This is a genomic window from Pantoea cypripedii (assembly GCF_002095535.1).
Lineage (GTDB): Bacteria > Pseudomonadota > Gammaproteobacteria > Enterobacterales > Enterobacteriaceae > Pantoea > Pantoea cypripedii.
Genome location: NZ_MLJI01000001.1, coordinates 3,277,774 through 3,302,258 on the forward strand (window position 1 = coordinate 3,277,774; position 24,485 = coordinate 3,302,258).

Annotated in this window: 23 protein-coding genes, 1 rRNA gene, 1 pseudogene and 1 other annotated feature; of the genes and pseudogenes, 13 read left to right on the plus strand and 12 right to left on the minus strand. The window is 51.5% G+C overall.

Features of this window, described 5'->3' with window-relative positions:
* Positions 1 to 31: 31 nt before the first annotated feature.
* Together HA50_RS15105 and HA50_RS15110 are read right to left on the minus strand one after the other, a co-directional pair.
* Complete coding sequence (locus tag HA50_RS15105) at positions 32 to 682, minus strand: hypothetical protein (protein WP_084876406.1); 651 nt, start codon at positions 680 to 682, stop codon at positions 32 to 34.
* A gap of 227 nt (positions 683 to 909) precedes the next feature.
* Positions 910 to 2,019: a tRNA/rRNA methyltransferase gene (locus tag HA50_RS15110; protein WP_084878552.1), complete on the minus strand. Its 1,110-nt coding sequence runs from the start codon at positions 2,017 to 2,019 to the stop codon at positions 910 to 912.
* Between the two features lie 155 nt (positions 2,020 to 2,174).
* On the opposite strand from HA50_RS15110, the gene trxC reads away from it, so the two are divergent.
* The 4 genes from trxC (at position 2,175) to pssA (ending at position 7,583) form a co-directional block, all read left to right on the plus strand.
* Positions 2,175 to 2,594, plus strand: coding sequence for a thioredoxin TrxC (gene trxC, locus HA50_RS15115; protein ID WP_084876407.1), 420 nt, complete (start codon positions 2,175 to 2,177; stop codon positions 2,592 to 2,594).
* Between the two features lie 88 nt (positions 2,595 to 2,682).
* A complete protein-coding gene (locus tag HA50_RS15120) occupies positions 2,683 to 3,375 on the plus strand; it encodes a tRNA-uridine aminocarboxypropyltransferase (protein ID WP_084876408.1) in 693 nt (230 codons plus the stop codon).
* A 77-nt stretch (positions 3,376 to 3,452) separates the two neighbouring features.
* On the plus strand, positions 3,453 to 6,110 hold the full coding sequence (locus tag HA50_RS15125) for a bifunctional acetate--CoA ligase family protein/GNAT family N-acetyltransferase (protein ID WP_084876409.1): 2,658 nt from the start codon (positions 3,453 to 3,455) through the stop codon (positions 6,108 to 6,110).
* A 117-nt stretch (positions 6,111 to 6,227) separates the two neighbouring features.
* Positions 6,228 to 7,583, plus strand: coding sequence for a CDP-diacylglycerol--serine O-phosphatidyltransferase (gene pssA / locus HA50_RS15130; RefSeq protein WP_084876410.1), 1,356 nt, complete (start codon positions 6,228 to 6,230; stop codon positions 7,581 to 7,583).
* 34 nt (positions 7,584 to 7,617) lie between these two features.
* On the opposite strand, the gene HA50_RS15135 is transcribed toward pssA, so the two are convergent.
* The 5 genes from HA50_RS15135 to rluD form a co-directional block, all read right to left on the minus strand.
* Positions 7,618 to 8,922 (minus strand): MFS family transporter, encoded by a 1,305-nt coding sequence (locus HA50_RS15135; RefSeq protein ID WP_084876411.1) that lies wholly within the window; start codon positions 8,920 to 8,922, stop codon positions 7,618 to 7,620.
* A 181-nt stretch (positions 8,923 to 9,103) separates the two neighbouring features.
* Positions 9,104 to 9,219 (minus strand): 5S ribosomal RNA (gene rrf, locus HA50_RS15140).
* 787 nt (positions 9,220 to 10,006) lie between these two features.
* On the minus strand, positions 10,007 to 12,580 hold the full coding sequence (gene clpB / locus HA50_RS15145; protein WP_084876412.1) for an ATP-dependent chaperone ClpB: 2,574 nt from the start codon (positions 12,578 to 12,580) through the stop codon (positions 10,007 to 10,009).
* 125 nt (positions 12,581 to 12,705) lie between these two features.
* The gene (gene yfiH, locus HA50_RS15150) at positions 12,706 to 13,434 is read right to left on the minus strand and encodes a purine nucleoside phosphorylase YfiH (RefSeq protein WP_084876413.1); all 729 of its coding nucleotides are present in this window, start codon (positions 13,432 to 13,434) and stop codon (positions 12,706 to 12,708) included.
* Complete coding sequence (rluD, locus tag HA50_RS15155; protein ID WP_084876414.1) at positions 13,431 to 14,411, minus strand: 23S rRNA pseudouridine(1911/1915/1917) synthase RluD; 981 nt, start codon at positions 14,409 to 14,411, stop codon at positions 13,431 to 13,433. The genes yfiH and rluD overlap by 4 nt, the downstream gene beginning before the upstream one ends.
* A 130-nt stretch (positions 14,412 to 14,541) precedes the next feature.
* Here rluD and bamD point away from each other — a divergent pair, with 130 nt between their 5' ends.
* The 4 genes from bamD to pheA all read left to right on the plus strand — a co-directional run bounded on the left by bamD (position 14,542) and on the right by pheA (position 17,276).
* On the plus strand, positions 14,542 to 15,273 hold the full coding sequence (gene bamD, locus HA50_RS15160; protein WP_084876415.1) for an outer membrane protein assembly factor BamD: 732 nt from the start codon (positions 14,542 to 14,544) through the stop codon (positions 15,271 to 15,273).
* Between the two features lie 267 nt (positions 15,274 to 15,540).
* On the plus strand, positions 15,541 to 15,867 hold the full coding sequence (gene raiA, locus HA50_RS15165) for a ribosome-associated translation inhibitor RaiA (protein WP_021507319.1): 327 nt from the start codon (positions 15,541 to 15,543) through the stop codon (positions 15,865 to 15,867).
* Positions 15,868 to 15,965: 98 nt separating this feature from the next.
* Positions 15,966 to 16,090 (plus strand) — a sequence feature (Phe leader region).
* The gene (pheL, locus tag HA50_RS31115) at positions 15,967 to 16,014 is read left to right on the plus strand and encodes a pheA operon leader peptide PheL (protein WP_100703679.1); all 48 of its coding nucleotides are present in this window, start codon (positions 15,967 to 15,969) and stop codon (positions 16,012 to 16,014) included. It overlaps the preceding feature by 48 nt.
* Before the next feature lie 22 nt (positions 16,091 to 16,112).
* A complete protein-coding gene (gene pheA, locus HA50_RS15170) occupies positions 16,113 to 17,276 on the plus strand; it encodes a bifunctional chorismate mutase/prephenate dehydratase (protein ID WP_084876416.1) in 1,164 nt (387 codons plus the stop codon).
* Between the two features lie 34 nt (positions 17,277 to 17,310).
* On the opposite strand, the gene tyrA is transcribed toward pheA, so the two are convergent.
* Together tyrA and HA50_RS15180 are read right to left on the minus strand one after the other, a co-directional pair.
* Entirely contained in the window at positions 17,311 to 18,432 is a 1,122-nt protein-coding gene (tyrA, locus tag HA50_RS15175; protein WP_084876417.1) for a bifunctional chorismate mutase/prephenate dehydrogenase, read from the minus strand.
* A gap of 6 nt (positions 18,433 to 18,438) precedes the next feature.
* Positions 18,439 to 19,518 (minus strand): 3-deoxy-7-phosphoheptulonate synthase, encoded by a 1,080-nt coding sequence (locus HA50_RS15180; protein WP_084876418.1) that lies wholly within the window; start codon positions 19,516 to 19,518, stop codon positions 18,439 to 18,441.
* 300 nt (positions 19,519 to 19,818) lie between these two features.
* Between HA50_RS15180 and HA50_RS15185 the strand changes: the two genes are divergently transcribed.
* Positions 19,819 to 20,340, plus strand: coding sequence for a GNAT family N-acetyltransferase (locus HA50_RS15185; RefSeq protein ID WP_084876419.1), 522 nt, complete (start codon positions 19,819 to 19,821; stop codon positions 20,338 to 20,340).
* 162 nt (positions 20,341 to 20,502) lie between these two features.
* Here the strand turns inward: HA50_RS15185 and HA50_RS15190 are convergent.
* The 3 genes and pseudogenes from HA50_RS15190 to HA50_RS15200 all read right to left on the minus strand — a co-directional run bounded on the left by HA50_RS15190 (position 20,503) and on the right by HA50_RS15200 (position 22,844).
* Positions 20,503 to 21,605, minus strand: a pseudogene (locus tag HA50_RS15190) (phage integrase).
* Positions 21,606 to 21,630: 25 nt separating this feature from the next.
* The gene (locus HA50_RS15195; protein ID WP_084876420.1) at positions 21,631 to 21,972 is read right to left on the minus strand and encodes a DUF2511 domain-containing protein; all 342 of its coding nucleotides are present in this window, start codon (positions 21,970 to 21,972) and stop codon (positions 21,631 to 21,633) included.
* 8 nt (positions 21,973 to 21,980) lie between these two features.
* Entirely contained in the window at positions 21,981 to 22,844 is an 864-nt protein-coding gene (locus HA50_RS15200) for a phage repressor protein CI (RefSeq protein ID WP_084876421.1), read from the minus strand.
* A gap of 122 nt (positions 22,845 to 22,966) precedes the next feature.
* On the opposite strand from HA50_RS15200, the gene HA50_RS15205 reads away from it, so the two are divergent.
* The 4 genes from HA50_RS15205 to HA50_RS15220 all read left to right on the plus strand — a co-directional run bounded on the left by HA50_RS15205 (position 22,967) and on the right by HA50_RS15220 (position 24,463).
* Positions 22,967 to 23,344: a Cro/Cl family transcriptional regulator gene (locus HA50_RS15205; RefSeq protein WP_084876422.1), complete on the plus strand. Its 378-nt coding sequence runs from the start codon at positions 22,967 to 22,969 to the stop codon at positions 23,342 to 23,344.
* Positions 23,345 to 23,377: 33 nt separating this feature from the next.
* The gene (locus HA50_RS15210) at positions 23,378 to 23,887 is read left to right on the plus strand and encodes a phage regulatory CII family protein (RefSeq protein ID WP_084876423.1); all 510 of its coding nucleotides are present in this window, start codon (positions 23,378 to 23,380) and stop codon (positions 23,885 to 23,887) included.
* Positions 23,888 to 23,898: 11 nt separating this feature from the next.
* Complete coding sequence (locus HA50_RS15215; protein WP_084876424.1) at positions 23,899 to 24,081, plus strand: phage filamentation protein Fil family protein; 183 nt, start codon at positions 23,899 to 23,901, stop codon at positions 24,079 to 24,081.
* Positions 24,082 to 24,145: 64 nt separating this feature from the next.
* Positions 24,146 to 24,463, plus strand: a complete 318-nt coding sequence (locus HA50_RS15220) for a hypothetical protein (protein WP_244193618.1) — start codon at positions 24,146 to 24,148, stop codon at positions 24,461 to 24,463.
* Positions 24,464 to 24,485 lie beyond the last annotated feature (22 nt).

Sequence of the window (24,485 nt, forward strand, 5' to 3'; positions counted from 1 at the left end):
AACTCGCTTTCCAGGGCTTAATTTAGGGGGTTTATCGTCTCGCATGAATCTCACTCTTAACCATATCAAGAATTTTTTCAAATACCGTCTGCCCCTGTGTTCTTCTGATATTAAGCGCTTCGATAAATGGATTTAACGCAGGTTCAAGAAGAAAATAAAGCAGGTCGAAATCCCGGTATCGCAAAGCATGATAAATATCAGGATTGCTCTGCAGGAGTCGTTCTGAAGTGTAGATGCAACGCTCAACCATGCCACCTAATAACAAGGTGTTACCTATAAGGCCACCTCGAATGGTAATCAGAAAAGAACTACGCTGAGCGATCACTGTAGCAAGTCTTCCAGCAATCAGCGAGTTGGTTAGCGTTCTTCCTGCTACTGAAGCCATTGTTTTACTATATATGGCGTTCTGCTTCGATTCTGGCACACTCTTGTTGAAACGGCTTAGAACAATTTCAATAGTCTTAATAAAATTATGATTTTCCAGAATTCCGTGGCGAATGGCCTTCAGCATCCTTATTTTTTCAGTTCCTCGCTGATAGCGACTTTCAGTATCAATAAAACCAAAAGCCAGATATCCAATATCAGTTGGTACCGAAAGAACGCCGCTAACAAAACCTATGGCTGATTCTGGTGATAGTATGATTTTTGCTATGCGTCTTGCGATTTCCGAATAACTGCGCATAAGAGATTCCTTTCAATTTTCATCAAATAGAGTGGTTTCGAGTCCTGTAATAAAATTTGATGTGGAAGAATCAAGTCGCAAGTAAAAATCAATAAAGAGTTAAGTATGTATCTGTATCACTGCTGAAAACAGGCATCGCATTATGAACTTACTTTAAGAACATCCAGTAGAACATAACCTGCAATGCCTGTCTTGTTATTATGAAGAACAATCAGACCATTATGGCCTTATGCGTTCTGTCGCCACCATTCGGCGAGCAGGATACCGGTAGCTACCGACACGTTAAGGCTTTCCACGTTGCCGGTGCCGCCAATCGACAGGCTCATGTCGCCCTGCTGGAATGCGCTGTCGGACAGACCTTCACGCTCCTGACCCAGCACCAGCACCATTTTGGCCGGTAATTCAGCCTTCGCCAGCGGCGTACCTTCATGGCTTGAAGTGGTCACAATGGTGTAACCCGCTTTACGGAACGCTTCCAGACCCTCGGAGAAGTTCTCACCACTGATCGCCTGGACATGCTCGGCACCGCCTTCTGCGGTACGTACCGCTGCACCTGATTCCAGCAGCGATGCGTCATTGACCAGCAGACCCTTCACGCCAAAGTGCGCGCAGCTACGCATGATGCCGCCGAGGTTATGCGGGTTGCTGACATCTTCCAGCGCCAGCACGCAATCTTTGGCTTCGGCCTGGCTTAACCATTCAGAAACCGCCATGCCCATGCGTTTTTTGATAATGAAGCAAACGCCGCCATGGTGTTCAGTGCCTGAGGCTTTCGCCAGTTCGGCATCTTCAACCACGTGATAGGCTTTACGATTGGCCGCCAGCCAGCGCAAGGTTTCGCGGAAGCGCGGCGTCACGCTCTGCACAAACCAGGCACGTACGATGCTTTCAGGACGACTCTGGAACAATGCCTGACAGGCATTTTCACCGTAAACGCGCGTCTCTTCCTGACGCTGACGGCGAATCTGCTCCGGATCGATGGCTGGCTTGCTGCTACCCGCCTCATCAGACAGGCTTTCTTCGCTAACCGGTGGACGCGAAACAGTGCGCCACGGAGAATCTTCATAGCCACGCGAGGATTCACGGTCGTTACGACGACCGGCGCTGCGGCCACCTTCTTCATTACGTCCGCCACGAGGACCGGCGTTACGGCCGCCCTCTTCATTATTACGTCCGCTGCGAGGCCCGGAACGACGATTATCTTCCTGGCGCGCAGCAGTACGGCCGCCTTTGCCGGTACGGGGGTTTGGCGCACGCGAGCCTTTCTGGCCCTCATCCTCACCACGTACATACATCACTTTTACCTTGCCGCTTTTGCCTTTAAATTCGTCGTTCATCTGTTCCTCCAGCATTGAGAGCGCGAAGATTACCTGATGTGTAGGCGCTTAGCTATCAACTATTGAACCTATTGGGCAATCCAGATTGAGCATAGCACTCAACCCTTTCATAATGCTCGGCAATCGTAAGTTTTACAGGTCCGGTTGAGGTAACTATGAATACGGTATGCGCCTCCTGTCAGGCAACCAATCGCGTGCCCGATGCACGCATTGCCGATGGAGCCAAGTGTGGCCGCTGCGGCGGTGAGTTGTTCAACGGTGAAGTGGTCAGCGCGACGGCCGCGACGCTGGATAAATATTTACAGGATGATCTGCCGGTCGTGGTCGATTTCTGGGCCCCCTGGTGTGGTCCTTGTGTGAACTTCGCACCGGTGTTCAAAGATGTCGCTGATGAGCGTCGTGGCAAAGTGCGTTTTGTGAAGGTTAATACCGAAGCAGAACCCGCACTCAGCTCGCGTTTTCGCATTCGCAGCATTCCCACCATCATGCTGTTTAAGAACGGTGAAATGGTCGATATGCTCAATGGTGCCATGCCCAAAGCCCCCTTTAATGAATGGCTCGACGAATCGCTGTGATCCTGCCCCTGGCCAGCCTTGCGCTGGCCATATTACCTTTCTGCGGCAATTCCATTACAATTGCGTTTTTTCTGCCCGCCTGAGTGTTATGTCTGAAAATGCTGTCCTGCGTTTGCGTTCGCAACGCCTTGCCCGCGCCACGCGCCCCTTTCTGGCACGAGGAAATCGTGTTATCCGCTGTCAGGGCTGTCTTCTGCCGCATAAACATTGCGTCTGTGCCAGCTTACAACCGCAAACCGCGCGTAGCCGTTTCTGTCTGGTGATGTTTGATACCGAACCGATGAAACCGAGCAACACCGGACGCCTTATCGCCGACATCCTGCCAGATACGCTGGCATTTGGCTGGTCACGTACTGAGCCGGATACCGCATTATTACAGGCGGTGCAGATGAGTGAATACCAGCCTCTGGTGGTTTTCCCCGCTTCCTATGCCGATCCTGGCCGTGCGGTATTGACCGAACCGCCCACCACCGGCAAGCCACCGCTGTTTATTATGCTCGACGGCACCTGGACTGAAGCCCGCAAAATGTTCCGCAAAAGCCCATGGCTGGACGCATTTCCGGTGATGTCACTGAATGTCACCACGCCTTCGCGTTACACGTTGCGTGAAGCACATGGTGAAGGCCAGCATTGCACTGCTGAAGTCGCCGCCGCCCTGCTGGAGCAGGCGGGGGATGCAGCGGCGGCCAGCGCTTTGCAACAGCATTTCGAACAGTTCCGTCAGGCGTACCTGGCCGGAAAGCCACATCATCCTGTACACGCGCTGGACGAAGCCCTGTAGCAGACTGCGATCGGTGAATCGGCAAACGGCGTCAAAAGCGTTTACAATCATGCAAATCCCCATGTCAGGAGTGCATGATGAGCCAACGCGGACTGGAAGCGCTGTTACGACCTAAATCCATTGCGGTAATTGGTGCCTCGGTGAAACCCGGTCGTGCGGGTTACTTTATGATGCGTAACCTGCTGGCGGGGGGCTTTAGCGGCCCGGTATTACCGGTGACGCCAAAATATAAAGCCGTGAGCGGGGTATTGGCCTGGCCGGACATCGCCAGTCTGCCCTTCGCCCCGGATCTTGCTGTCATCTGCACCCATGCCCGACGCAACCTCGAACTGCTGCAACAACTGGGCGAAAAAGGCTGTAAAGCCTGCATTATCCTCTCGGCACCGGCCAGCCAGATGGAAGAACTGAAAGCCTGCGCCAGCCAGTGGCAGATCCGCCTGCTCGGCCCCAACAGCCTCGGCTTGCTTGCGCCCTGGCAAGGTCTGAATGCCAGCTTTTCCCCGGTGCCGATCGCAAAAGGCCGCATCGCCTTTATTTCACAATCGGCGGCGGTGTCGAACACCATCCTCGACTGGGCGCAGCAGCGCAACCTGGGGTTCTCCTGGTTTATTGCCCTCGGTGACAGTCTTGATATTGATGTTGATGACCTGCTCGATTTTCTTGCGCGCGACGGCAAAACCAGCGCCATTCTGCTGTACCTGGAACATCTCAGTGATGCGCGCCGCTTTGTTTCTGCATCACGTAGCGCCTCGCGTAATAAACCTATTCTGGTGATCAAAAGTGGCCGCAGCCATCAAGCCCAGGCGATGATTGGCACCCATAGCGGGCTGGATGCCGCCTGGGATGCGGCCATTCAGCGTGCCGGTCTGCTGCGCGTGCAGGATACCCATGAACTGTTTTCTGCCGTTGAATCACTCAGCCATATGCGTCCGCTACGCGGCGATCGTCTGATGATCATCAGCAATGGTGCCGCCCCGGCAGCCCTGGCGCTGGATGAGCTTTACGCGCGCAATGGCAAACTGGCGACGCTGAGCGAAGAGACCTTGCAGGCGCTGGCGGCACTGCTGCCGGAGGGAGTGGGACGCGGCAATCCTCTGGACCTGAAAGATGATGCCACCCCGGAGCGCTATGTCGCCTGCATCGAGAAGCTGCTTGATAGCCACGAGCTGGATGCGCTGATGATCATCCACGCGCCGAGCGCAGTGTCCCCTGCAAGCGAAACTGCCGCGCAAATCATCGAGGCAATTGCCCGCCATCCGCGTGGCAAACAGGTGACTTTGCTGACTAACTGGTGCGGTGAGTTCTCCTCGCAGGACGCACGGCGAGCCTTCACCAGGGCGGGCATCCCCACCTGGCGCACCCCGGAGGGGACCGTCACCGCGTTTATGCATCAGGTGGAGTATCGTCGCAACCAGAAGCAACTGCGAGAAACGCCCGCGCTACCACCGGGGCTAACGCAGAATAGCGCGCAGGCGCACCAGCTGATTCAGCAGGCGCTCGATCAAGGCATCACCACGCTGGATACCCACGAAGTGCAGCCCGTGCTGGAAGCCTATGGTCTGGCAACTTTGCCAACCTGGATTGCGGCTGACAGTGCTGCGGCAGCCAGTATTGCCAGCCAGATTGGCTATCCCGTGGCACTCAAACTTCGTTCGCCGGATATCCCGCATAAATCCGAGGTGCAGGGGGTGATGCTTTATCTGCGCAGTGCCGCAGAAGTGGAGCAGGCTGCTGAAGCCATTTTTGACCGCGTGCGTCAGACCCATCCGCACGCGCGCATTGATGGCCTGCTGGTACAGAGCATGGCGAATCGCGCCGGTGCACAAGAGCTGCGCGTGGTGGTCGAACAGGATCCGCTGTTTGGCCCGATTATTCTGCTGGGAGAAGGCGGCGTTGAATGGCAGCCGGATAAACAGGCCGCCGTTGCCCTGCCGCCACTCAATATGACGCTGGCGCGTTATCTGGTTATTCAGGCGATGAAGAGTGGCAAAGTGCGTAGTCGCAGCGCCCTGCGGCCGTTAAACATTCCGGCGCTTAGCCAGTTACTGGTGCAGGTTTCTAACCTGGTGGTGGATTGCCCGGAGATTCAGCGACTGGATATTCATCCGCTACTGGCCGCTGGTAATGAATTTACGCTGCTGGATGTTACGCTCCAGTTGGCTCCTTTCCACGGCGATAACGAAGCCCGGCTGGCGATTCGTCCCTATCCTCATCACCTTGAGGAGCAGTTCGCGCTGAAGGATGGTCAGCATTGCCTATTCCGTCCCATCCTGCCTGAAGATGAACCGCTGCTGCGTGACTTTATTGCGCAGGTGACCAAAGAAGATCTCTACTACCGCTATTTCAGTGAGATCAACGAGTTCACGCATGAGGATCTGGCCAATATGACGCAGATCGATTATGACCGCGAAATGGCGATTGTGGCGGTGCGTCAGCAGGCAAATCAGCAAGAGATTATTGGGGTGACGCGTGCCATTTCTGATGCCGATAACATTGATGCTGAGTTTTCCGTCCTGGTGCGTTCAGATCTCAAAGGGCTGGGCATGGGCAGACGCCTGCTGGAGAAGATGATTCGCTATACCCGCGATCACGGTCTGCAACAATTGAACGGTATCACCATGCCACACAATACCGGCATGATTACGCTGGCACGAAAACTTAACTTTCGTGTGAATATTCAACTGGATGACGGAATTGTCAGCCTCAATTTACCCTTAAATGATGGCATCGACTAACCTTGTAGAGAAAGGTAAAAATCCCCCCGGACCCGCCGGTTGATGTTATTATCGCGCGTTAGGATCATGATTTGATGGCAAAAGGCCATGCAATGAACAGAGAAGAAGTGCACCGTGATGTTGTCTAAATTCAAACGCAATAAACACCAACAACACCTCGCACAGCTGCCTAAACTGTCACAATCCGTGTCGGATGTGACCACGCTTTACTCGCCTGCTGAATTTCGCGAAACCCTGCTGACGAAAATTGCCGCTGCAGAAAAACGTATCTGCATCGCTGCGCTTTACCTGGAAAATGATGACGGTGGACGTGGCATTATGCAGGCACTGTATGCTGCGCGTCAGGCGCGTCCTGAACTGGATATCAGTATTCTGGTGGACTGGCATCGTGCGCAACGGGGCCGCATCGGCGCAGCACGAGGTTTCACCAATGCTGACTGGTATTGCGAGATGGCGACGCAGCATCCGGATAGCGCCATTCCGGTTTACGGTATTCCGGTGAATACCCGTGAAGCGCTGGGCGTACTGCATTTGAAAGGCTTTATCATTGACGACACGCTGCTGTATAGCGGTGCCAGCCTCAACGATGTCTATCTGCATCAGCATGATAAATACCGTTATGACCGCTATCAGCTCATCCGCAACCCGCAGCTGGCCGATACCATGTATCAGTGGATCTGTGAGAATCTGAAGCAATCAGATGCGGTGCACCGTCTTGATCAGTCCGAACGCCCTTCCAGCCCGGAAATCAAAAATGAAACCCGCCAGTTCCGTCAGGATCTGCGTGGCTTCAACTATCAGTTTACCGGTAATGCGGGCAACGAAACGCTGACAGTCACACCATTGGTAGGCCTGGGCAAACGTAGCCTGCTGAATAAAACCATCTTCCATTTAATGCCCTGTGCCGAGCGTAAACTCACCCTGTGTACGCCTTATTTCAATCTGCCCGCTATCCTGGTGCGTAACCTGATCCATTTACTGCGTCAGGGAAAAGAGGTTGAGATCATCATCGGGGACAAAACGGCCAACGACTTTTATATTCCACCAGAGCAGCCCTTTAAGATTATCGGTGCGTTGCCTTATCTCTACGAGATTAACCTGCGCCGTTTCCTCAGCCGCCTGCAGTATTACGTCAACAATGGCCAGCTGACGGTGCGCCTGTGGAAAGATGGTGAAAATAGCTACCATCTGAAAGGTATCTGGGTTGACGATGAATGGATGATGATCACCGGCAATAACCTCAATCCACGCGCCTGGCGGCTCGATCTGGAAAATGCGGTGTTGATCCATGACCCGCTAAATCAGCTGGCTGAACAACGCGAGCGGGAACTGGCATTGATCCGTACCCATACCACGGTGGTGCAGCATTTCCGTGAACTGGAGAGCATTGCCGACTATCCGGCAAAAGTGCGCAAGTTGATTCGCCGTCTGCGGCGGATCCGTATCGATCGTCTGATCAGTCGTCTGTTGTAAGATCCCGGCCGCTCTCTGAGGAGCGGCCAGCATTTTATAACTTAATCCCCTTCCCTTTGCGATGCAGCATCAGTGACACCAGAAACGCTAATGCGCCCATTGCTGACACATACCAGAAGAAACTGGTTTCCACGCCTTCTTTTTTCAGCAGCAGCGCAACGTACTCCGCAGAACCACCAAAAATAGCATTTGCCACCGCATAAGATAAGCCGACACCCAGTGCCCGCACCTCTGGCGGGAACATCTCTGCTTTAAGTATGCCGCTGATAGCGGTATAGAAGCTGGTGATGATCAACGCTACCATCACCAGAAGAAATGCCAGCCAGTCACTCTGCACATTTTGTAGCAGCGTCAGAATCGGTACGGTACAAATCGCTGCACCCGCACCAAAAATTATCATGGAAGCACGCCGGCCGATTTTATCGGATAACGCGCCGATAATCGGCTGAATCAACATAAATACCAGCAACGCCCCGGTCATTAATCCACTCGCGCTGCGTGCATCCATCCCTGCGGTATTGACCAGGTATTTTTGCATATAGGTAGTAAAGGTATAAAAACTGAGTGAACCACCGGCAGTGAAACCCAGCACCATCAGAAAAGCACGCGAGTGATTGCGCAGCAGGCCCGTAATGCTGCCAGCATCACGATGCTCACGGTTTTCTTTCTCTGAAGTTTCATTGAGCGAGCGACGCAGCCAGAGTGCGACAACTGCCAGAATAGCGCCCAGGAAGAATGGGATGCGCCATCCCCAGCTATGTAGTTGTTCATCAGTGAGAATTTGTTGCAGCACCACCACGGTAAGTACGGCCAGTAACTGCCCACCAATTAAGGTCACGTACTGGAATGAGGCGTAGAACCCTTTGCGTCCTTCCAGCGCCACTTCACTCATATAGGTGGCGCTGGTGCCATATTCTCCACCTACGGACAGCCCCTGAAACATACGCGCCAACAGCAGAATCGTGGGAGCGGCAATACCAATTTCCCCATATCCGGGCAGACAGGCAATCACCAGTGAGCCGAGACACATCATACAGACTGAGATCAGCATGGAATTTTTGCGTCCGTGGCGATCGGCGATATAACCAAATAGCCAGCCACCGATAGGACGCATCAAAAATCCTGCGGCGAATACACCTGCGGTTTGCAGTAATTGCGTGGTGGTATCGCCCGATGGGAAAAAGATATGGGCGAAATAGAGTGAGAAGAAGGAATAAACATAGAAATCGAACCACTCCACCAGGTTGCCTGATGAAGCACCAACTATCGCCCAGATGCGTTTTTTGCTAATGGCCGTCGTGTCGTGTGGTACCACTTTTTGTTGTAGAGAGTCTGTCATGCTTTCCTCTTTTCCTTGCGGATAATAAACGCCAAAGCATTGAGTAAAGCATTTGTTGGCCCGTCAGGTGAAGCGGGCAAATATCCGAATGACAAAATGTGACCGGTAAGAGGTTTGTGGGGCGATTTACAGACGTAAAAAAGCCCTGAACTTTCGTTCAGGGCTTCTTCACTTGATTGATGCCTGGCAGTTCCCTACTCTCGCATGGGGAGACCCCACACTACCATCGGCGCTACGGCGTTTCACTTCTGAGTTCGGCATGGGGTCAGGTGGGACCACCGCGCTACAGCCGCCAGGCAAATTCTTTGTGCTCTGTCCTGTGTCTTTTGCACTGCTGCTGCGTTGGCTGCATTCGCGTAAGTCAGTCACATACTCATGTATGCTCCTTCCTTCCGTCTCTTTTGCCGCCTGGCTTCAGCGCAAAATCCTTCGGACTTGACTCCGCAGGACACAACTGTATCCGGTAAACAATGCTGAAAATTCTTCTCTTGGTCTCTCACAACCAAAACGCCTCTGGCGTTGTAAGGTTAAGCCTCACGCTAGCTAGCTAGAGCAAGCTCCTCTGTGCTACCGTTCGACTTGCATGTGTTAGGCCTGCCGCCAGCGTTCAATCTGAGCCATGATCAAACTCTTCAATTTAAGTTTGATGCTCAAAGAATTAAACTTCGTAATGAATTACGTGTTCACTCTTGAGACTTGATATTTTTTAAGTCCGTGGACTTTTGATATCAATCCTGCGAGTGCCCACACAGATTGTCTGATAAATTGTTAAAGAGCAGTGCGAGCAGCGGGTTAACCGCCTGTCGCGAGGTGGCGTATATTACGCTTTCCTCCTTCAGAGTCAATCACTTTTTTCAGCGATTTTCTCCGGCGGGATGAATCACTTCGTCCCTCGCTGACCGTCTGCGTTGCCGCTTTGCCGTGTCAGTGGAGGCGCATTATAGGGAGATAATTCTGAGTGACAAGCGCTAATTTAAACTTTTTGCGCGACCGCTCACTTTCCAGGCGAAGCGTTGCAAAATCCAGCAAAAACCTGTGTGAAAGGCATAAAAAACGGGCCCGCAGGCCCGTTAATGGTTATTTCTTACTGATGTGCGACTATCACATCATCTTTCACATCCATCTCGATGGTTTTACCCGGCACTAACGCCCCAGAGAGAATCTGTTGCGCCAGCGGGTTTTCAATTTGCTGCTGGATAGCACGTTTCAGTGGCCGCGCGCCGTAAACCGGATCGTAACCGTTCTCACCCAGCAAGCGGATGGCTGCGTCCGAAATGTGCAACTGGTAGCCGCGCTCTTCAAGACGTTTATACAACCGCTGCAGCTGAATCTGCGCAATAGAAGCAATGTGTTTTTCACCCAGAGGATGGAACACCACCACTTCATCGATACGGTTAATAAACTCCGGACGGAAATGGTGCCCGACAACCGACATCACCATTTCTTTCATCTCAGGATAATCCAGCGCACCAAACCGCTCCTGAATCAAATCCGAGCCGAGGTTAGAGGTCATGATCACCACCGTGTTACGGAAATCGACCGTACGCCCCTGCCCATCGGTTAAGCGACCATCATCCAGCACCTGCAACAGAATGTTGAAAACATCCGGATGGGCTTTCTCTACCTCATCGAGCAAAATCACCGAATAAGGACGACGACGAACGGCCTCGGTCAGATAGCCCCCCTCTTCATAACCGACATATCCTGGAGGCGCACCCACCAGACGCGATACCGAGTGTTTCTCCATAAACTCAGACATATCGATACGCACCATGGCGTCGTCACTGTCGAACAGGAAGTTTGCCAGCGCCTTACACAACTCGGTTTTACCCACGCCTGTTGGTCCCAGGAACAGGAAAGAACCAATTGGCCGGTTTGGATCAGACAATCCGGCACGGCTACGACGAATCGCATTCGATACGGCTTCTACCGCTTCATCCTGACCAATCACGCGCGAATGCAGCTCCTGCTCCATCCGCAACAACTTATCACGCTCCCCTTCCATCATGCGGGCGACCGGAATACCAGTCCAGCGCGCCAGGACATCAGCAATTTCCACATCGGTGACGCGGTTGCGCAGCAGCTTCATGGTCTTGCCTTCAGACTGAGTCGCCGCAGCCAATTGTTTCTCCAGCGCCGGAATTTTGCCGTACTGCAGTTCGGACATCTGCCCCAGATCGCCAACACGGCGTGCCTGCTCCAGAGACAAACGCGCCTGCTCCAGTTCAGCCTTGATGTTCTGTGTGCCGGTCAGAGACGCTTTTTCTGCTTTCCACTCTTCTTCCAGCTCGGCGTATTCACGCTCTTTCTGGTCAAGTTCGCTCTCCAGCATTTCCAGACGTTTGACACTGGCATCATCCGACTCTTTCTTCAGTGCCTGCTGTTCCAGCTTGAGCTGGATAATGCGGCGGTCGAGACGATCAAGTGGCTCCGGCTTCGAGTCAATTTGCAGACGAATACTGGAAGCCGCTTCATCGATCAGGTCGATAGCTTTATCCGGTAACTGGCGATCGGCGATATAACGATGTGAAAGCGTTGCCGCAGCAACTATCGCCGGATCGGTAATTTGCACATGGTGGTGCAACTCATAGCGTTCTTTCAGGCCACGCAAAATCGCGATGGTATCTTCAACACTCGGTTCCGCCACAAACACTTTCTGGAAACGACGTTCCAGCGCAGCATCTTTTTCAATGTACTGACGATACTCATCCAGCGTAGTGGCACCGACGCAGTGCAACTCACCGCGTGCCAGAGCTGGCTTAAGCATGTTACCGGCATCCATTGCGCCGTCAGCTTTACCGGCCCCGACCATGGTATGCAGTTCGTCGATAAAGAGGATGACGTTGCCTTCCTGTTTCGCCAGATCGTTCAGGACCCCTTTCAGGCGTTCTTCAAACTCACCACGATATTTCGCACCCGCCACCAGCGCTCCCATATCCAGCGCCAATACCCGACGGCCTTTCAGGCCTTCAGGCACTTCGCCATTGATGATGCGCTGAGCCAAACCTTCAACGATAGCGGTTTTACCGACACCGGGTTCACCAATCAGTACCGGGTTGTTTTTGGTACGACGTTGCAGAACCTGAATAGTGCGACGAATTTCCTCGTCACGCCCAATCACCGGGTCAAGTTTGCCCAGTTCGGCGCGTTCCGTCAGATCGATAGTGTATTTCTTTAATGCCTGACGCTGATCTTCAGCCCCTTGATCGTTCACGTTCTCTCCCCCTCGCAATTGCTCGATAGCCTTAGCGAGTTTTTCCGACGTTGCACCAGCCGATTTAAGTAAATCAGCCAGCGAGCCACGTGAATCCAGGGCCGCCAAAGCAAATAATTCAGATGAAATAAAATTGTCGCCGCGCTTTTGCGCCAGCTTGTCGCACAGGTTAAGCACACGGACTAAATCCGCCGACGGCTGGACATCGCCGTCAGTGCCTTCAACTTGTGGTAATCGATTAATAGCCTGTTCAATGCTGGTGCGGAGCCCAGCGACATCGGCACCCGCTGCGCTGAGCAACGGACGCACCGATCCGCCTTCCTGATTGAGCAACGCGCTCATCGCATGAAGGGGTTCTATGAATTGGTTATCGTGTCCCAGAGCAAGGGACTGTGCATCGGCCAGGGCCAACTGGAATTTGTTGGTAAGACGATCCAGACGCATGTTTCCTCCCATTACAGGTCAAAATGCTACTGGAGATTAAATGAGGTCATCCCTCAAATTTTCAAGGTTAATGACCTGAGTTGTGAGCAAAAAATACGCTAACTGGATCGTCTTGTGGCGTAAGGTTATCTCAGCCAAATCAAAGTTGCCATACGCCCGGTGATACGATCGCGTCGGAAGGAGAAAAAATCGGCGCTTTCATGCCAGGTACAGCGTTGTTCGCCGCTGATTGAACGCACACCAGCAGCCTGCAAGCGCTGACGCGCCAGCAACCAGATATCAGCAAAATATTTTTCGCCGACGGGACGAAATGCCTGATCGGCACGCTCGTCATGCGCCATAAACGCCGAACGCACCTCCGCACCCACTTCGAAAGCCTGCGGACCAATGGCGGGTCCCAGCCAGGCATGAATCTCATGCACTGGACAGTGAAACTGTGCCAGCGTCTGCTCCAGCACCCCCTGGCATAAGCCACGCCAGCCAGCATGGGCTGCCGCGACTTCGCTACCGTCACTGGCGCAAAAGAGCACCGGCAGACAATCTGCCGTCATCACGGCACAGACCACGCCCGTTTCACGCGTAATCGCGGCATCCGCCTCAGGCAGCGCTGCGCTAGCAGGTAAACGCACCACCTCCTGACCGTGAACCTGATTGAGCCATTGGGGCATCGCCGGCAACTGTGCCAGAGCGGCCAAACGCTGGCGATTCAGGAGCACATGTTCCTGATTGTCACCAACGTGGCTGCCAAGGTTGAGGGCGTTCCAGGGAGCCAGGCTGAAGCCACCGTGACGTGTGGTTGAACATGCCCGAACGCGTGCCGGTACTGGCCAGTCCGGGATGATCAACTCATTCATAGCCAGTCCATCTGATCACGGAACATATCGGTGTCAGCTTTCAGGGCATCAATCAAATCGACCATGTCCTGCGGTAGCGGCGCATGCCACTCCATTTCAATCCCGGTGATCGGATGGTAGAGACGCAACATGGTTGCGTGCAATGCCTGACGATCAAATCCACGCAGGGTTGCGATAAATTCATCAGATGCCCCTTTTGGTGGACGTGGACGACCACCGTAAAGCGGATCACCCACCAGCGGATGGTTAATATGGGCCATATGAACACGAATCTGATGTGTACGACCGGTTTCCAGACGCAAGCGCAGGCGGGTATGCGCACGGAAATGTTCCATGATGCGATAATGGGTCACCGCAGGTTTCCCCATCGGGTGCACCGCCATATGGGTACGTTTGGTGGAATGACGTGCCATGGGCTCATTAACCGTACCGCCCGCAGTCATGGTACCAATCGCTACTGCTTCGTATTCACGGGTGATTTCACGCAGCTGCAGCGTTTCCACCAGATGCGTTTGTGCAGGCACGGTTTTAGCCACCACCATCAGGCCGGTGGTGTCTTTGTCCAGACGATGGACAATCCCCGCACGCGGGACATCCGCAATCGCCGGGTAATGATAAAGCAATGCGTTAAGCACAGTCCCGTCCGGATTACCGGCTCCCGGATGCACCACTAAACCACGCGGTTTGTTGATAACGAGAATATCGTCGTCTTCATACACAATATTCAATGGGATGTTTTGCGCTTCCCAGCGTTGCTCTTCTTCGATTTCAGCGCTGATCGACACCTGCTCGCCGCCCAGAACCTTCTCTTTCGGTTTGTCGATGACGGTGCCATTGACGCTGACGCGACGCTCAAGGATCCATTCTTTTATGCGAGAACGTGAATAATCAGGGAACAATTCCGCCAAAGTCTGATCTAAGCGTTGTCCAAGTTGTGCTTCGGACACCGTTGCGGTGAGTTGAACTTGTTGTGCCATATACAGCTTCTTCGTTAACGTTGGGTTTTCACGGCGATGCCGTTTAATATAATGTGCTATCGTACCTGGTCATTACCGGGAGCTACACGGACAGCTTCCGCCATAACACTTTGAGGATAATCATTTCGTCATGACGCGTATGAAACATCTGGTGGCTGCTGCCACACTGAGCCTGGCACTAGTGGGTTGTTCCAGCTCAAAGGACACAGTACCGGACAGCCCGCCGTCTGAGATTTACGCCACAGCTCAGCAAAAACTGCAGGACGGTAACTTTAAAGCGGCGATTAAGCAACTGGAAGCGCTGGATAACCGTTACCCGTTCGGTCCATATTCTCAGCAGGTACAGCTGGATTTGATCTACGCGTATTACAAAAATGCCGATCTGCCGCTGGCGCAAGCCGCTATCGCTCGCTTTATGCGTCTGAATCCGACCCATCCGAACATCGACTATGTCATTTACATGAAAGGTCTGACGGATATGGCACTGGATGATTCAGCACTACAGGGCTTCTTCGGTATCGACCGTTCTGACCGCGATCCGACTCATGCCCGTGACGCGTTCCGCGACTTTTCTCAGCTGCTGCGCGGTTACCCGAACAGCCAGTATGCCGCCGACGCCCAGAAACGCCTGGTCTTCCTGAAAGAACGCCTGGCGAAGTATGAACTTTCAGTGGCGCAATTCTATACCAAGCGCGGTGCTTATGTCGCTGTTGTTAACCGTGTAGAAGGCATGATGAAGGATTACCCGGATGCAGAAGCGACTCATGAAGCGCTGCCGCTGATGGAAAATGCCTATCGCCAGCTGCAACTGACTGCTGAAGCGGACAAAGTGGCAAAAATTATTGCCGCCAATAACTCCTGATCAATGGCAAATAAAAAAGCAGCCTTCACTGGCTGCTTTTTTTTGGTGAAAATTCAGACTAAAAACAAAATTTCTCACCCGGTTAACTCGTCAATCTTGCCCCCTTCCCCCTCCGCTTCAAGCTTTTTCCGCCACTTTCCCGGCCTTTCTCACAATTTGCTGGTATTGACAAAAAGTGACATTTTTACGTGATCTTTATCACACATTTTCCCGGTTTCCGCGGTATGCTGGACCTACCCAGACGGAAATGACAGAGAGGTTTGAATGATGATTCTGAACATTACCAGTAAACAAATGGAAATCACTGCGGCTATCCGCAACCATGTCGAAGACCGTCTCGCCAAGCTGGAAAAATGGCAAACTCACCTGATAAACCCGCACATCGTGTTATCGAAAGAGCCGAAAGAATTTGTGGCCGACGCCACGATTAACACGCCAAATGGCACGCTGGTCGCCAGCGCGAAACATGATGATATGTACACCGCAATCAACGATCTGATTGCGAAGCTGGAACGACAGCTCAACAAAGCGCAACACAAACCCGAAGCGCGTCGTGCCACCAGCAGTGTGAAAGATTTTACGCCTGCGGGATAAACACCCATTTTCTCAGCAACGCGCCTCCGGGCGCGTTTTTTATTGACAGCCTCAAATCAGTGCGGTTAATCTCGGGTCACTTTACTTTCGGAAACCACCATGAAACATCTGCCGTTCTTCTTCGCATTCTTTTTTACCTTCCCCTGATTGGGAGGCGATTCGTCATGTGAAAATGAATGCGAAGACGAACAACAAAGCCTCCCAACCGGGAGGCTTTTTTATTGGACAGCTTACAGGTGAGCCCTATGACCCCCGATAACCCACTGCTGGCATTACGTGACAAAATCAGCGCCGTTGATGAGAAGCTGCTGACACTGCTGGCCGAGCGCCGCGCGCTGGCCATTGACGTTGCCCAGGCAAAACTGGCAACCCATCGCCCGATCCGTGATGTTGAGCGCGAGCGCGCCCTGCTGGAAAATTTGATTACGCTGGGGAAAAAACACCAGCTTGATGCGCATTACATCACGCGCCTGTTCCAGCTGGTGATTGAAGATTCGGTCCTGACGCAGCAGGCCTTGCTGCAAAAGAACCTTAATCATCCCCATGCGCTGGCGCCACGTATTGCTTTCCTTGGTCCGAAAGGTTCCTATTCGCACCTTGCTGCACGCAAATATGCGGCACGACATTTTGATTCGATGGTGGAAATGGGTTGTCTCAAATTCCACGACATCATCCAGCAAGTGGAGAGCGGCCAGGCTGACTATGCGGTGATGCCGATTGAGAATACCAGCTCTGGCTCCATCAATGACGTTTACGACCTGCTCCAGCAAACGTCATTGTCGATCGTTGGCGAGCTGACCATTCCCATCGAACATTGTGTACTGGTGAGCGGCAATACCGATTTGCAGCAGATTGAAACCGTCTACAGCCATCCGCAACCGTTCCAGCAGTGCAGCCAGTTCATCAACCGTTTCCCACAATGGAAAATCGAATACACCGAAAGCACCGCTGCGGCGATGGAAAAAGTGGCGGCGATGAACTCACCAAAAGTGGCGGCCCTTGGCAGCGAGGCCGGCGGTGAGCTGTATCAATTGCAGGTACTGGAGCGTGACCTGGCCAACCAACAGCAAAACCACACACGCTTTATTGTACTGGCACGCAAGTCCATTGATGTCTCCGACCAGGTTCCCGCCAAAACGACGCTGATTATGGCCACCGGGCAGCAGGCAGGTGCGCTGGTTGAAGCGCTGCTGGTATTGCGTCAGCACAACCTGATCATGAGCAAACTGGAATCACGTCCGATTAACGGTAATCCGTGGGAAGAGATGTTTTACATTGATGTGCAGGGCAATCTGCAATCTGACAGCATGCAACGCGCACTGGAAGAGCTGCGTGGGTTAACCCGCTCACTCAAGGTACTCGGCTGTTATCCGGGCGAGAATGTGGTGCCGGTGGAGCCGCGCATCTAAGCAAAAGGGCATCCGGATGGATGCCCTATTCTTTTTATTGTCGGCTGTCGTTAGCCGAACGTAGCATGCTACGGCTTTCAACCAGGAAGCGTTTCGCATAGTCACCAAACCAATGTTCTACGCGTTCAAAGCTTTCGATGAAGGCCTGCTTGTCTCCATGTTCCAGCAAGGTTATCGCCTCACCAAAACGCTGGTAATAACGTTTAATCAGCGCGATGTTGCTTTCCGAGGACATAATGATATCCGCGTACAGCTGTGGGTCCTGCGCGAACAATCTGCCGACCATCGCCAGTTCCAGCCGGTAGATCGGTGACGACAACGCCAGTAACTGGTCCAGGTTGACGTTCTCCTCAGCCAGATGGAGACCATAAGCAAAGGTTGCAAAGTGACGCAACGCCTGGATAAACGCCATATTCTGGTCATGCTCAACGGCACTGATACGATGCAACCGCGCGCCCCAGACCTGAATCTGTTCCAGGAACCACTGATAAGCTTCCGGCTGACGCCCATCGCACCACACCACCACCTGTTTCGCCAGGCTGCCACTATCCGGGCCGAACATCGGGTGCAGACCAAGTACCGGTCCATTATGCGCAGCCAGCATCGCCTGCAGGGGACGGTTCTTCACCGAGGCCAAATCAACCAGGATACAATCTTCCGGCAGCGTTGGCAGCTGCGCGATAATTTGCTCGGTAAGATGGATCGGTACGCTGATGATCACCATACCGGCATCTTTCAATAACTCGTCAGCCTGTTCCCAGTCACCTTTGTCGAGCAGACGTACCTGATAGCCCGACAGGGTGAGCATTTTTTCAAACAGACGTCCCATCTGACCACGGCCACCGACGATCACCACCGGACGCAGCGTCGGACACAGGGTTTTAAAGCCTTTGTCGTTTTCACTGGTATAGGATTCACGCATCAGACGACGCAGTACATCTTCAATCAAATCCGGCGGTACACCGAGCGCCTCAGCTTCCTGACGACGCGAAGCCAGCATGCTCGCTTCGCGCTCAGGTACATAAATCGGCAAGCCATAACGGCTTTTCACTTCACCTACTTCTGCTACCAGCTCAAGCCGCTTAGCCAGCAACCCGAGCAGTGCTTTATCTACTTCATCTATTTGATCGCGTAGCGCGGTCAGTTCAGCCACCATGACTCATTACACCTCGTGTGACAGACGCGCCGACAGCACTCCCTGCAAATCCTGATGGATTTCACGCAGCAAGGTTTCAGTGGTGTCCCAGTTGATGCAGGCATCAGTGACGGACACACCGTATTTCATCTCACTACGCGGCTGCTCAGAAGACTGGTTGCCTTCGTGGATGTGGCTTTCCAGCATCAGGCCGATAATGGAACGGTTGCCATCTTTAATCTGGGCAATAGCCGATTCGGCTACACCAGGCTGGCGGCGATAGTCTTTGTTAGAATTGCCATGGCTGCAATCTATCATTAAGGCCGGACGCAGTCCCGCTTTCAGCATCTCTTTTTCGCACTGCGCGACATCTTCAGGGCCGTAGTTCGGCGCTTTGCCACCGCGCAGGATCACATGACCATCCGGGTTACCCTGGGTCTGTAACAGACAAACCTGCCCTGCCTGGTTGATGCCCACGAAGCGATGTGGCATGGCAGCAGCGCGCATAGCATTGATCGCAGTGCCAAGGCTGCCGTCGGTGCCATTTTTGAATCCAACCGGCATGGAAAGACCTGATGCCATTTCACGGTGAGTCTGCGACTCGGTGGTACGTGCACCAATCGCTGACCAGCTGAACAGGTCACCAAGGTATTGCGGGCTGTTAGGATCGAGCGCCTCAGTGGCCAGCGGCAGTCCCATTTCTACCAGGTTCACCAGCAGCTGACGCGCAATGTGCAGCCCGGCTTCCATATCAAACGAGTTGTCCATGTAAGGATCGTTGATTAACCCTTTCCAGCCGACGGTGGTACGGGGTTTCTCAAAATAGACACGCATAACGATGTACAGCTGATCCTTCAACTGTTCAGAAAGAGTTTTCAAAAGATGGGCGTATTCAAGTGCAGCTTCGGTATCGTGGATTGAACAGGGACCACACACCACCAACAGACGCGGATCGCGGCCCGCGATGATGTCGGAGATAGTCTGACGGGAAGTCGCGATTTGCGCCTCCTGAGCAGCACTGAGCGGAAATTTCGCTTTCAACTCTCCCGGGGTGATTAAAATTTGTTCATCGGCGATATGCACATTGTTCAGCGCGTCTTTTTGCATGATTGCGATCCTTTTTACTCGTTTATGCGTGTTGGGATCCTCACTGAGGATGGCGTTCACTTTACCATAAGTCGTAAATCATGCAATCCACAGATGTACACTTTTATTACCACATATAAAAACCTACAAAGAAATTTTAAATAAAGTTATTTAATTTCATTAAGTTGAAAAGAAAAATACACATAACAAAACCACAGCAATGTGTAAATAATTAATTACACCTATTGCGGAAATTTAATACCGCTATTGGCATCATCTGGGCTAACATTCTGTTAAATAGACTTTTTCGGGATCGATCTTATGGCAATTCCTCATGTACATCTCCGCCCCTACAATTTGCAGGATGCTGAGGCCTTTACCGAGGCGGTGAATGCATCACTTCCCAGCCTTAGCCCGTGGATGGAGTGGGCACATGATGACTATCGTAATGATGAAGCCGTCAGTTGGATCAATTTCACCCATCTTCAGCGGGCCAGAGGTGAAGCCGAAGAGTTCGCCATTGTCGATGGTAATGATCAATTGCTTGGCGGGGCTGGGATCCGTTTTGCCCGCCAACCCGGAGAATTCTGTGCTCTGGGATATTGGGTACGCTCATCCGCCCAGCGCCAGGGCGTCGCGACACGGGCTGTGGCGCAGCTGATTGAATTAGGCTTTCAATCACCCGAGGTGAAGTTACTGGAGATTCTCGCCGCTGCTGATAACCTGGCCAGCCGTGCGGTGGCAGAACGCAGCGGGTTTAGTTTCATTGATTATCGCTACGGGTTAATCGTGCTGGAAAGCGGCCCGGTGAATACCGCCATTTATCATTTAGAACGCAGATAAAAAAGGGGCTGGCAGATGCCAACCCCTTGTTTGCTATTAACTTTGAGATGTCGCTTACGCGAGCTCTTAGTTAAGACGCTTTTATTGACACCCTTTTAACATCATCGTCTTACCATAAAAAACAACTAGTTAAACCAATTTCTAATGCAGTGAATTGCAGTATTATGAAACCTCTGCCGCCACTTTGCTGCCATCTTCATTTTCATCAGCAGTGCTGGCCCCTTCTTCGCCTTCTTCTTTATTAACACCTAAATTAGCGACAGGATTTAGCTGAGCTGCTTCTTCTAAATGGTCTGGTGCGAAATGTGCGTATCTCATGGTTTCGCGGATATTGGCATGCCCGAGGATGCGCTGTAACACCAAAATATTGCCACCGTTCATCATGAAATGGCTGGCAAAAGTATGACGTAACACATGGGTTTTCTGACCTTCACTCAAAATGATGTTGGTTAATGCGAGCATCTTCTTGAATTCCTGATAGCACGGTTTGAACATCGGCCCTTCTAGCTCTTTCAACTCGTTATAGAGCCAGATGGGGATCGGAACCGTTCTGTTTTTACCACCCTTCGTTTTTGTGAAAGTGATCTTGTGCTTCGAGAGTTGAGAGCGGGTTAGCCTCTCTGCTTCGCTCCAGCGTGCACCAGTTGCAAGGCAGACTTTCACTATTCGGGTAAGGAAATTTTCCCATATTCATCGCAGGCTTCTAACAGCTGATCGATCTGCTTTTCCGTCAGCCAGGACATTTCTTTTTCTTTCTCTTTGAAGATACGGACACCTTCAATAGGGTTAGGTAGTTTCCATTCACCTAACCGACGTAGTTCATTAAAAACTGCATCGAGATACTGTTGTTCACGGTTAACCGTTATTGGCTTAGCTTTCCATTTCTCTCGGTCAGCATGATAACCGTTATCAATTTCGCCTCGTAATCGTTGATCACGGTAATGCGCCCAATCTTTGGGTGTAATTTTGGAAGCAACAGGATTACCCATACCCCTACAAACGATTTTGAGTTTTGCAAGCCGTGACTTGCTCGCGACTAATGACTGGCCATGCAACTTGTCCCACAAATCAACCAACTCAGAGAGCCGCCTGCGATCCTCTTTTTCGCCGAGCCAAGGCTTATCTTCAGCTTCTTCTCTTTTATACTTCTCGAAAGCCTCGGCCTCGCCTTTAGTGTTGAACTGTCTGCGGATACGCTTCCCTTCTCTTCCGTTCGGGAAGATTTGAGCCAGCCATTTGCCATTTTTTTGTTTGCTTACAGTCATGAATGAAACCGAGGTAAGAAGTTAATTAGCGATCACACAGGGAAAAACCTTTATCCAGCACAGGGCCAATATTTATTCGTTGGCTGCTATCTTCAGGTGACTTTCTCCAAACAGCATTCAAATCCCCACCTTCCAGTTTTCCTGATTTAACGGCATTTTTCGCAGTGCCATTAACCGGGTATCGTTCATCAGTGGCTGTGTTATACACAAAGACATACAGCCGATTTACACAAGACACCTTTGCAGTATCAAAGGTCAGCGGCCATGCATCACCATAAGCCTTTCCATCAATCTCTTTCGTTTTCTCTGCCGCAAGGGCGTTTGCAGAGAGAGAAAGCAAAAAAAGAGCAATCGCTGTATGTTTCATGCCGGTCCTTATATATTTTTTTCCAGAGTAAAAATAACCGCTCCATGCGGCTTAACATCATTTACTGCACACTCAAAACTAACGCTGTCATTAGATAGCTTGATTTTTCCACCGGGCAAACGAACAACATCAAACACGTCGAAAGAATCATCAATATTGATGACCCAGCGGCCATTACCGATATTGTGAGATGCAGTATTTACAAGCCATGAATGGCTTATGCCTTCAATGAAATTTAATAGTGAAGGCTCTACAGAAGATAAGGACGCATCTAATAGCCAGTGTCCCGCGCTTAATAACTTGCCTGATTCCATTCTGTATTTATCTATCTTCAACGTCTCATTGCTGGCTTGTGTTCCTTCTGTTGACTGGAACATTTCCCCCTGCCCTGTGGCTAACCACTGTAAAGAAACGCCGGTATCTAAAGCACATGCAACTACCACATCTCCAGGGAAAAAGTCTCGCTTAATCCATGTGCTAATGGTGCCTTCTGAAATACCCATCAACATGCTCAACTGTTTTTGCTGAGTAAAACCATATGTATCAAGCACACGTCTCAACAATGGCTTACCACCATTTGACAAAATTTCTTTGTAAAGTGACTTGCCGTGAAGAGAAGGTTTTAAAAAATTCGAATTTGCAAACTGACCAGTCATCAACCAGTGAACATCCGCCCCGGTATCAATACAACAACGAACCAGAGTGTTTCCCGGCACCGCATCACGCTGCACCCATCCAGTAACGCTATGCTTTTCAATCCCCAGCACACCGGCTAAATCCGCCTGCGTTTTCACGCCATATGCAGACATGAGGCGCTCCAAAACGCCATCATTAGCATTGATTTTCCAGCCACTGCCCTGTTTGTCAGACATAAAAAAGCACCACCAACTAGTTTAAAATTATTTACAGGTAATTTTTAACGATCTATAGTGACGCTCATCGACCAAGATGCACGACACTGCACCATATTTCACACAACCAGAGATAATGCGATATGAATGATCTAAAAGCAACTTCCACGCTTGAGAGTGTGAGTTCACAAAAACAAACTGACTTACTCAACGACCCGCAAGTTAGCGCCATTGTTTCGGCTTTACTGCCAAGCCTTCAGATGATGATCGGCTCTGCTATGTCGGATGCGATGAGCGTAAAACAATTTGCAGCTATGCGCGGCGTCAGTACGCGCCTTGTCTGGCAATGGATTGATGAAGGCATATTGCTTAAAGCTCCCACCAAAGATTTCAGCAACAAAGAGGACATGGAAAAACGCTCTAAAGTCCTCATCAACGTCAAAGCATGGCGCGACAAACTCACTCAGCAGGCTGTCGATTGTCATTATATCGATGCCCGCATCTCACAATCTCTTAACTGAGTTTGATTATTTAAATTGTGCGAGTGAAAAGCCATGTTTGATTTTAAGGTTTCCACCCAACAACACTTTGATGATGCCTGCCGCAAATTTGCGCTTACTCATAACATGACCGAGCTTGCGCTGCGGGCTGATATGAAAGTGCAGACCCTGCGCAACAAGTTGAATCCTGAGCAGGTTCATCAACTAACCGTTTCAGAAATGCTGCTCTTAACTGATTTAACCGAAGATGCAACGCTGGTCGATGGCGCATTGGCACAACTGCAATGCCTGCCATGTGTGCCAGTTAACGAAGTGGCAAAGGATAAGTACCCGGCCTATGTGCTTAAAGCTACTGCCGAGGTTGGACTACTGGCCGCAAATGTCGCCGACCCTGAGAAAATTACAGCAACCTGCCGTCGTGGAATCGTCGAAGCTGCCAATACTGGTATTCGTTGCATGATGCTGGCCGCTCTGGCTGTACAGACCCGTATTCAGTCAAACCCGACTTTAGCCTCAACCGTTGATGCAATTAGCGGGTTGGGTGCTTCAATCGGTATTAACTGAGGCTGACAGCAATGATCTCATTAGCAGCACGCCTGAAGAAGCAAAGCCCGTCAATGTCATATGGCAATGGCTGGATTATGGGAGAGAACGGCAAGCGCTGGCATCCGTGTGACAGTCAGCAGGCATTGCTCAAAGGTCTTTCAGCTAAGCGCATCGGTTTTGCTCTACGCCTGCGCCGTGTATTCGGTGGTTAATATGCAAGTTTTATGGGAAGTACCGAAACAACACGAACCCGCCAGTTTTTCCAAAATTCATTTGATGGGCGCTCGTGTTGATAAGCTTCAGCCAATGACGTTTGATGAATTTCGTAAAAAGTGGCGTCAAATGCGAGACAACAACGCTAACCCCGCATTGCGTTATTTCAATCATCAGAATGATGAATTCAAATTCTGTGTTCTGACATTGGCTAATCGTGAGAACCCGAAAACTTTTAAGCCGGAGGAGATTGGTAAACCTTTTCAATATTTTGAAGAGCATCGACGAGAGTTGATTATTATTGCCATGAATAAAATGGCGCGCTGGGGGCGGATATTACCGCGTCAGTTTTCAACGGCAGACTGTTTTTTAGCTGAGTAAATAACACTCAATAAATTAAATG

Coding starts and splice junctions, on each gene's coding strand:
- HA50_RS15105 (WP_084876406.1), bottom strand. CDS start 682: ATGCGCAGTTATTCGGAAATCGCAAGACGCATAGCAAAAATCATACTA.
- HA50_RS15110 (WP_084878552.1), bottom strand. CDS start 2,019: ATGAACGACGAATTTAAAGGCAAAAGCGGCAAGGTAAAAGTGATGTAT.
- trxC (WP_084876407.1), top strand. CDS start 2,175: ATGAATACGGTATGCGCCTCCTGTCAGGCAACCAATCGCGTGCCCGAT.
- HA50_RS15120 (WP_084876408.1), top strand. CDS start 2,683: ATGTCTGAAAATGCTGTCCTGCGTTTGCGTTCGCAACGCCTTGCCCGC.
- HA50_RS15125 (WP_084876409.1), top strand. CDS start 3,453: ATGAGCCAACGCGGACTGGAAGCGCTGTTACGACCTAAATCCATTGCG.
- pssA (WP_084876410.1), top strand. CDS start 6,228: ATGTTGTCTAAATTCAAACGCAATAAACACCAACAACACCTCGCACAG.
- HA50_RS15135 (WP_084876411.1), bottom strand. CDS start 8,922: ATGACAGACTCTCTACAACAAAAAGTGGTACCACACGACACGACGGCC.
- clpB (WP_084876412.1), bottom strand. CDS start 12,580: ATGCGTCTGGATCGTCTTACCAACAAATTCCAGTTGGCCCTGGCCGAT.
- yfiH (WP_084876413.1), bottom strand. CDS start 13,434: ATGAATGAGTTGATCATCCCGGACTGGCCAGTACCGGCACGCGTTCGG.
- rluD (WP_084876414.1), bottom strand. CDS start 14,411: ATGGCACAACAAGTTCAACTCACCGCAACGGTGTCCGAAGCACAACTT.
- bamD (WP_084876415.1), top strand. CDS start 14,542: ATGACGCGTATGAAACATCTGGTGGCTGCTGCCACACTGAGCCTGGCA.
- raiA (WP_021507319.1), top strand. CDS start 15,541: ATGATTCTGAACATTACCAGTAAACAAATGGAAATCACTGCGGCTATC.
- pheA (WP_084876416.1), top strand. CDS start 16,113: ATGACCCCCGATAACCCACTGCTGGCATTACGTGACAAAATCAGCGCC.
- tyrA (WP_084876417.1), bottom strand. CDS start 18,432: ATGGTGGCTGAACTGACCGCGCTACGCGATCAAATAGATGAAGTAGAT.
- HA50_RS15180 (WP_084876418.1), bottom strand. CDS start 19,518: ATGCAAAAAGACGCGCTGAACAATGTGCATATCGCCGATGAACAAATT.
- HA50_RS15185 (WP_084876419.1), top strand. CDS start 19,819: ATGGCAATTCCTCATGTACATCTCCGCCCCTACAATTTGCAGGATGCT.
- HA50_RS15195 (WP_084876420.1), bottom strand. CDS start 21,972: ATGAAACATACAGCGATTGCTCTTTTTTTGCTTTCTCTCTCTGCAAAC.
- HA50_RS15200 (WP_084876421.1), bottom strand. CDS start 22,844: ATGTCTGACAAACAGGGCAGTGGCTGGAAAATCAATGCTAATGATGGC.
- HA50_RS15205 (WP_084876422.1), top strand. CDS start 22,967: ATGAATGATCTAAAAGCAACTTCCACGCTTGAGAGTGTGAGTTCACAA.
- HA50_RS15210 (WP_084876423.1), top strand. CDS start 23,378: ATGTTTGATTTTAAGGTTTCCACCCAACAACACTTTGATGATGCCTGC.
- HA50_RS15215 (WP_084876424.1), top strand. CDS start 23,899: ATGATCTCATTAGCAGCACGCCTGAAGAAGCAAAGCCCGTCAATGTCA.
- HA50_RS15220 (WP_244193618.1), top strand. CDS start 24,146: ATGGGCGCTCGTGTTGATAAGCTTCAGCCAATGACGTTTGATGAATTT.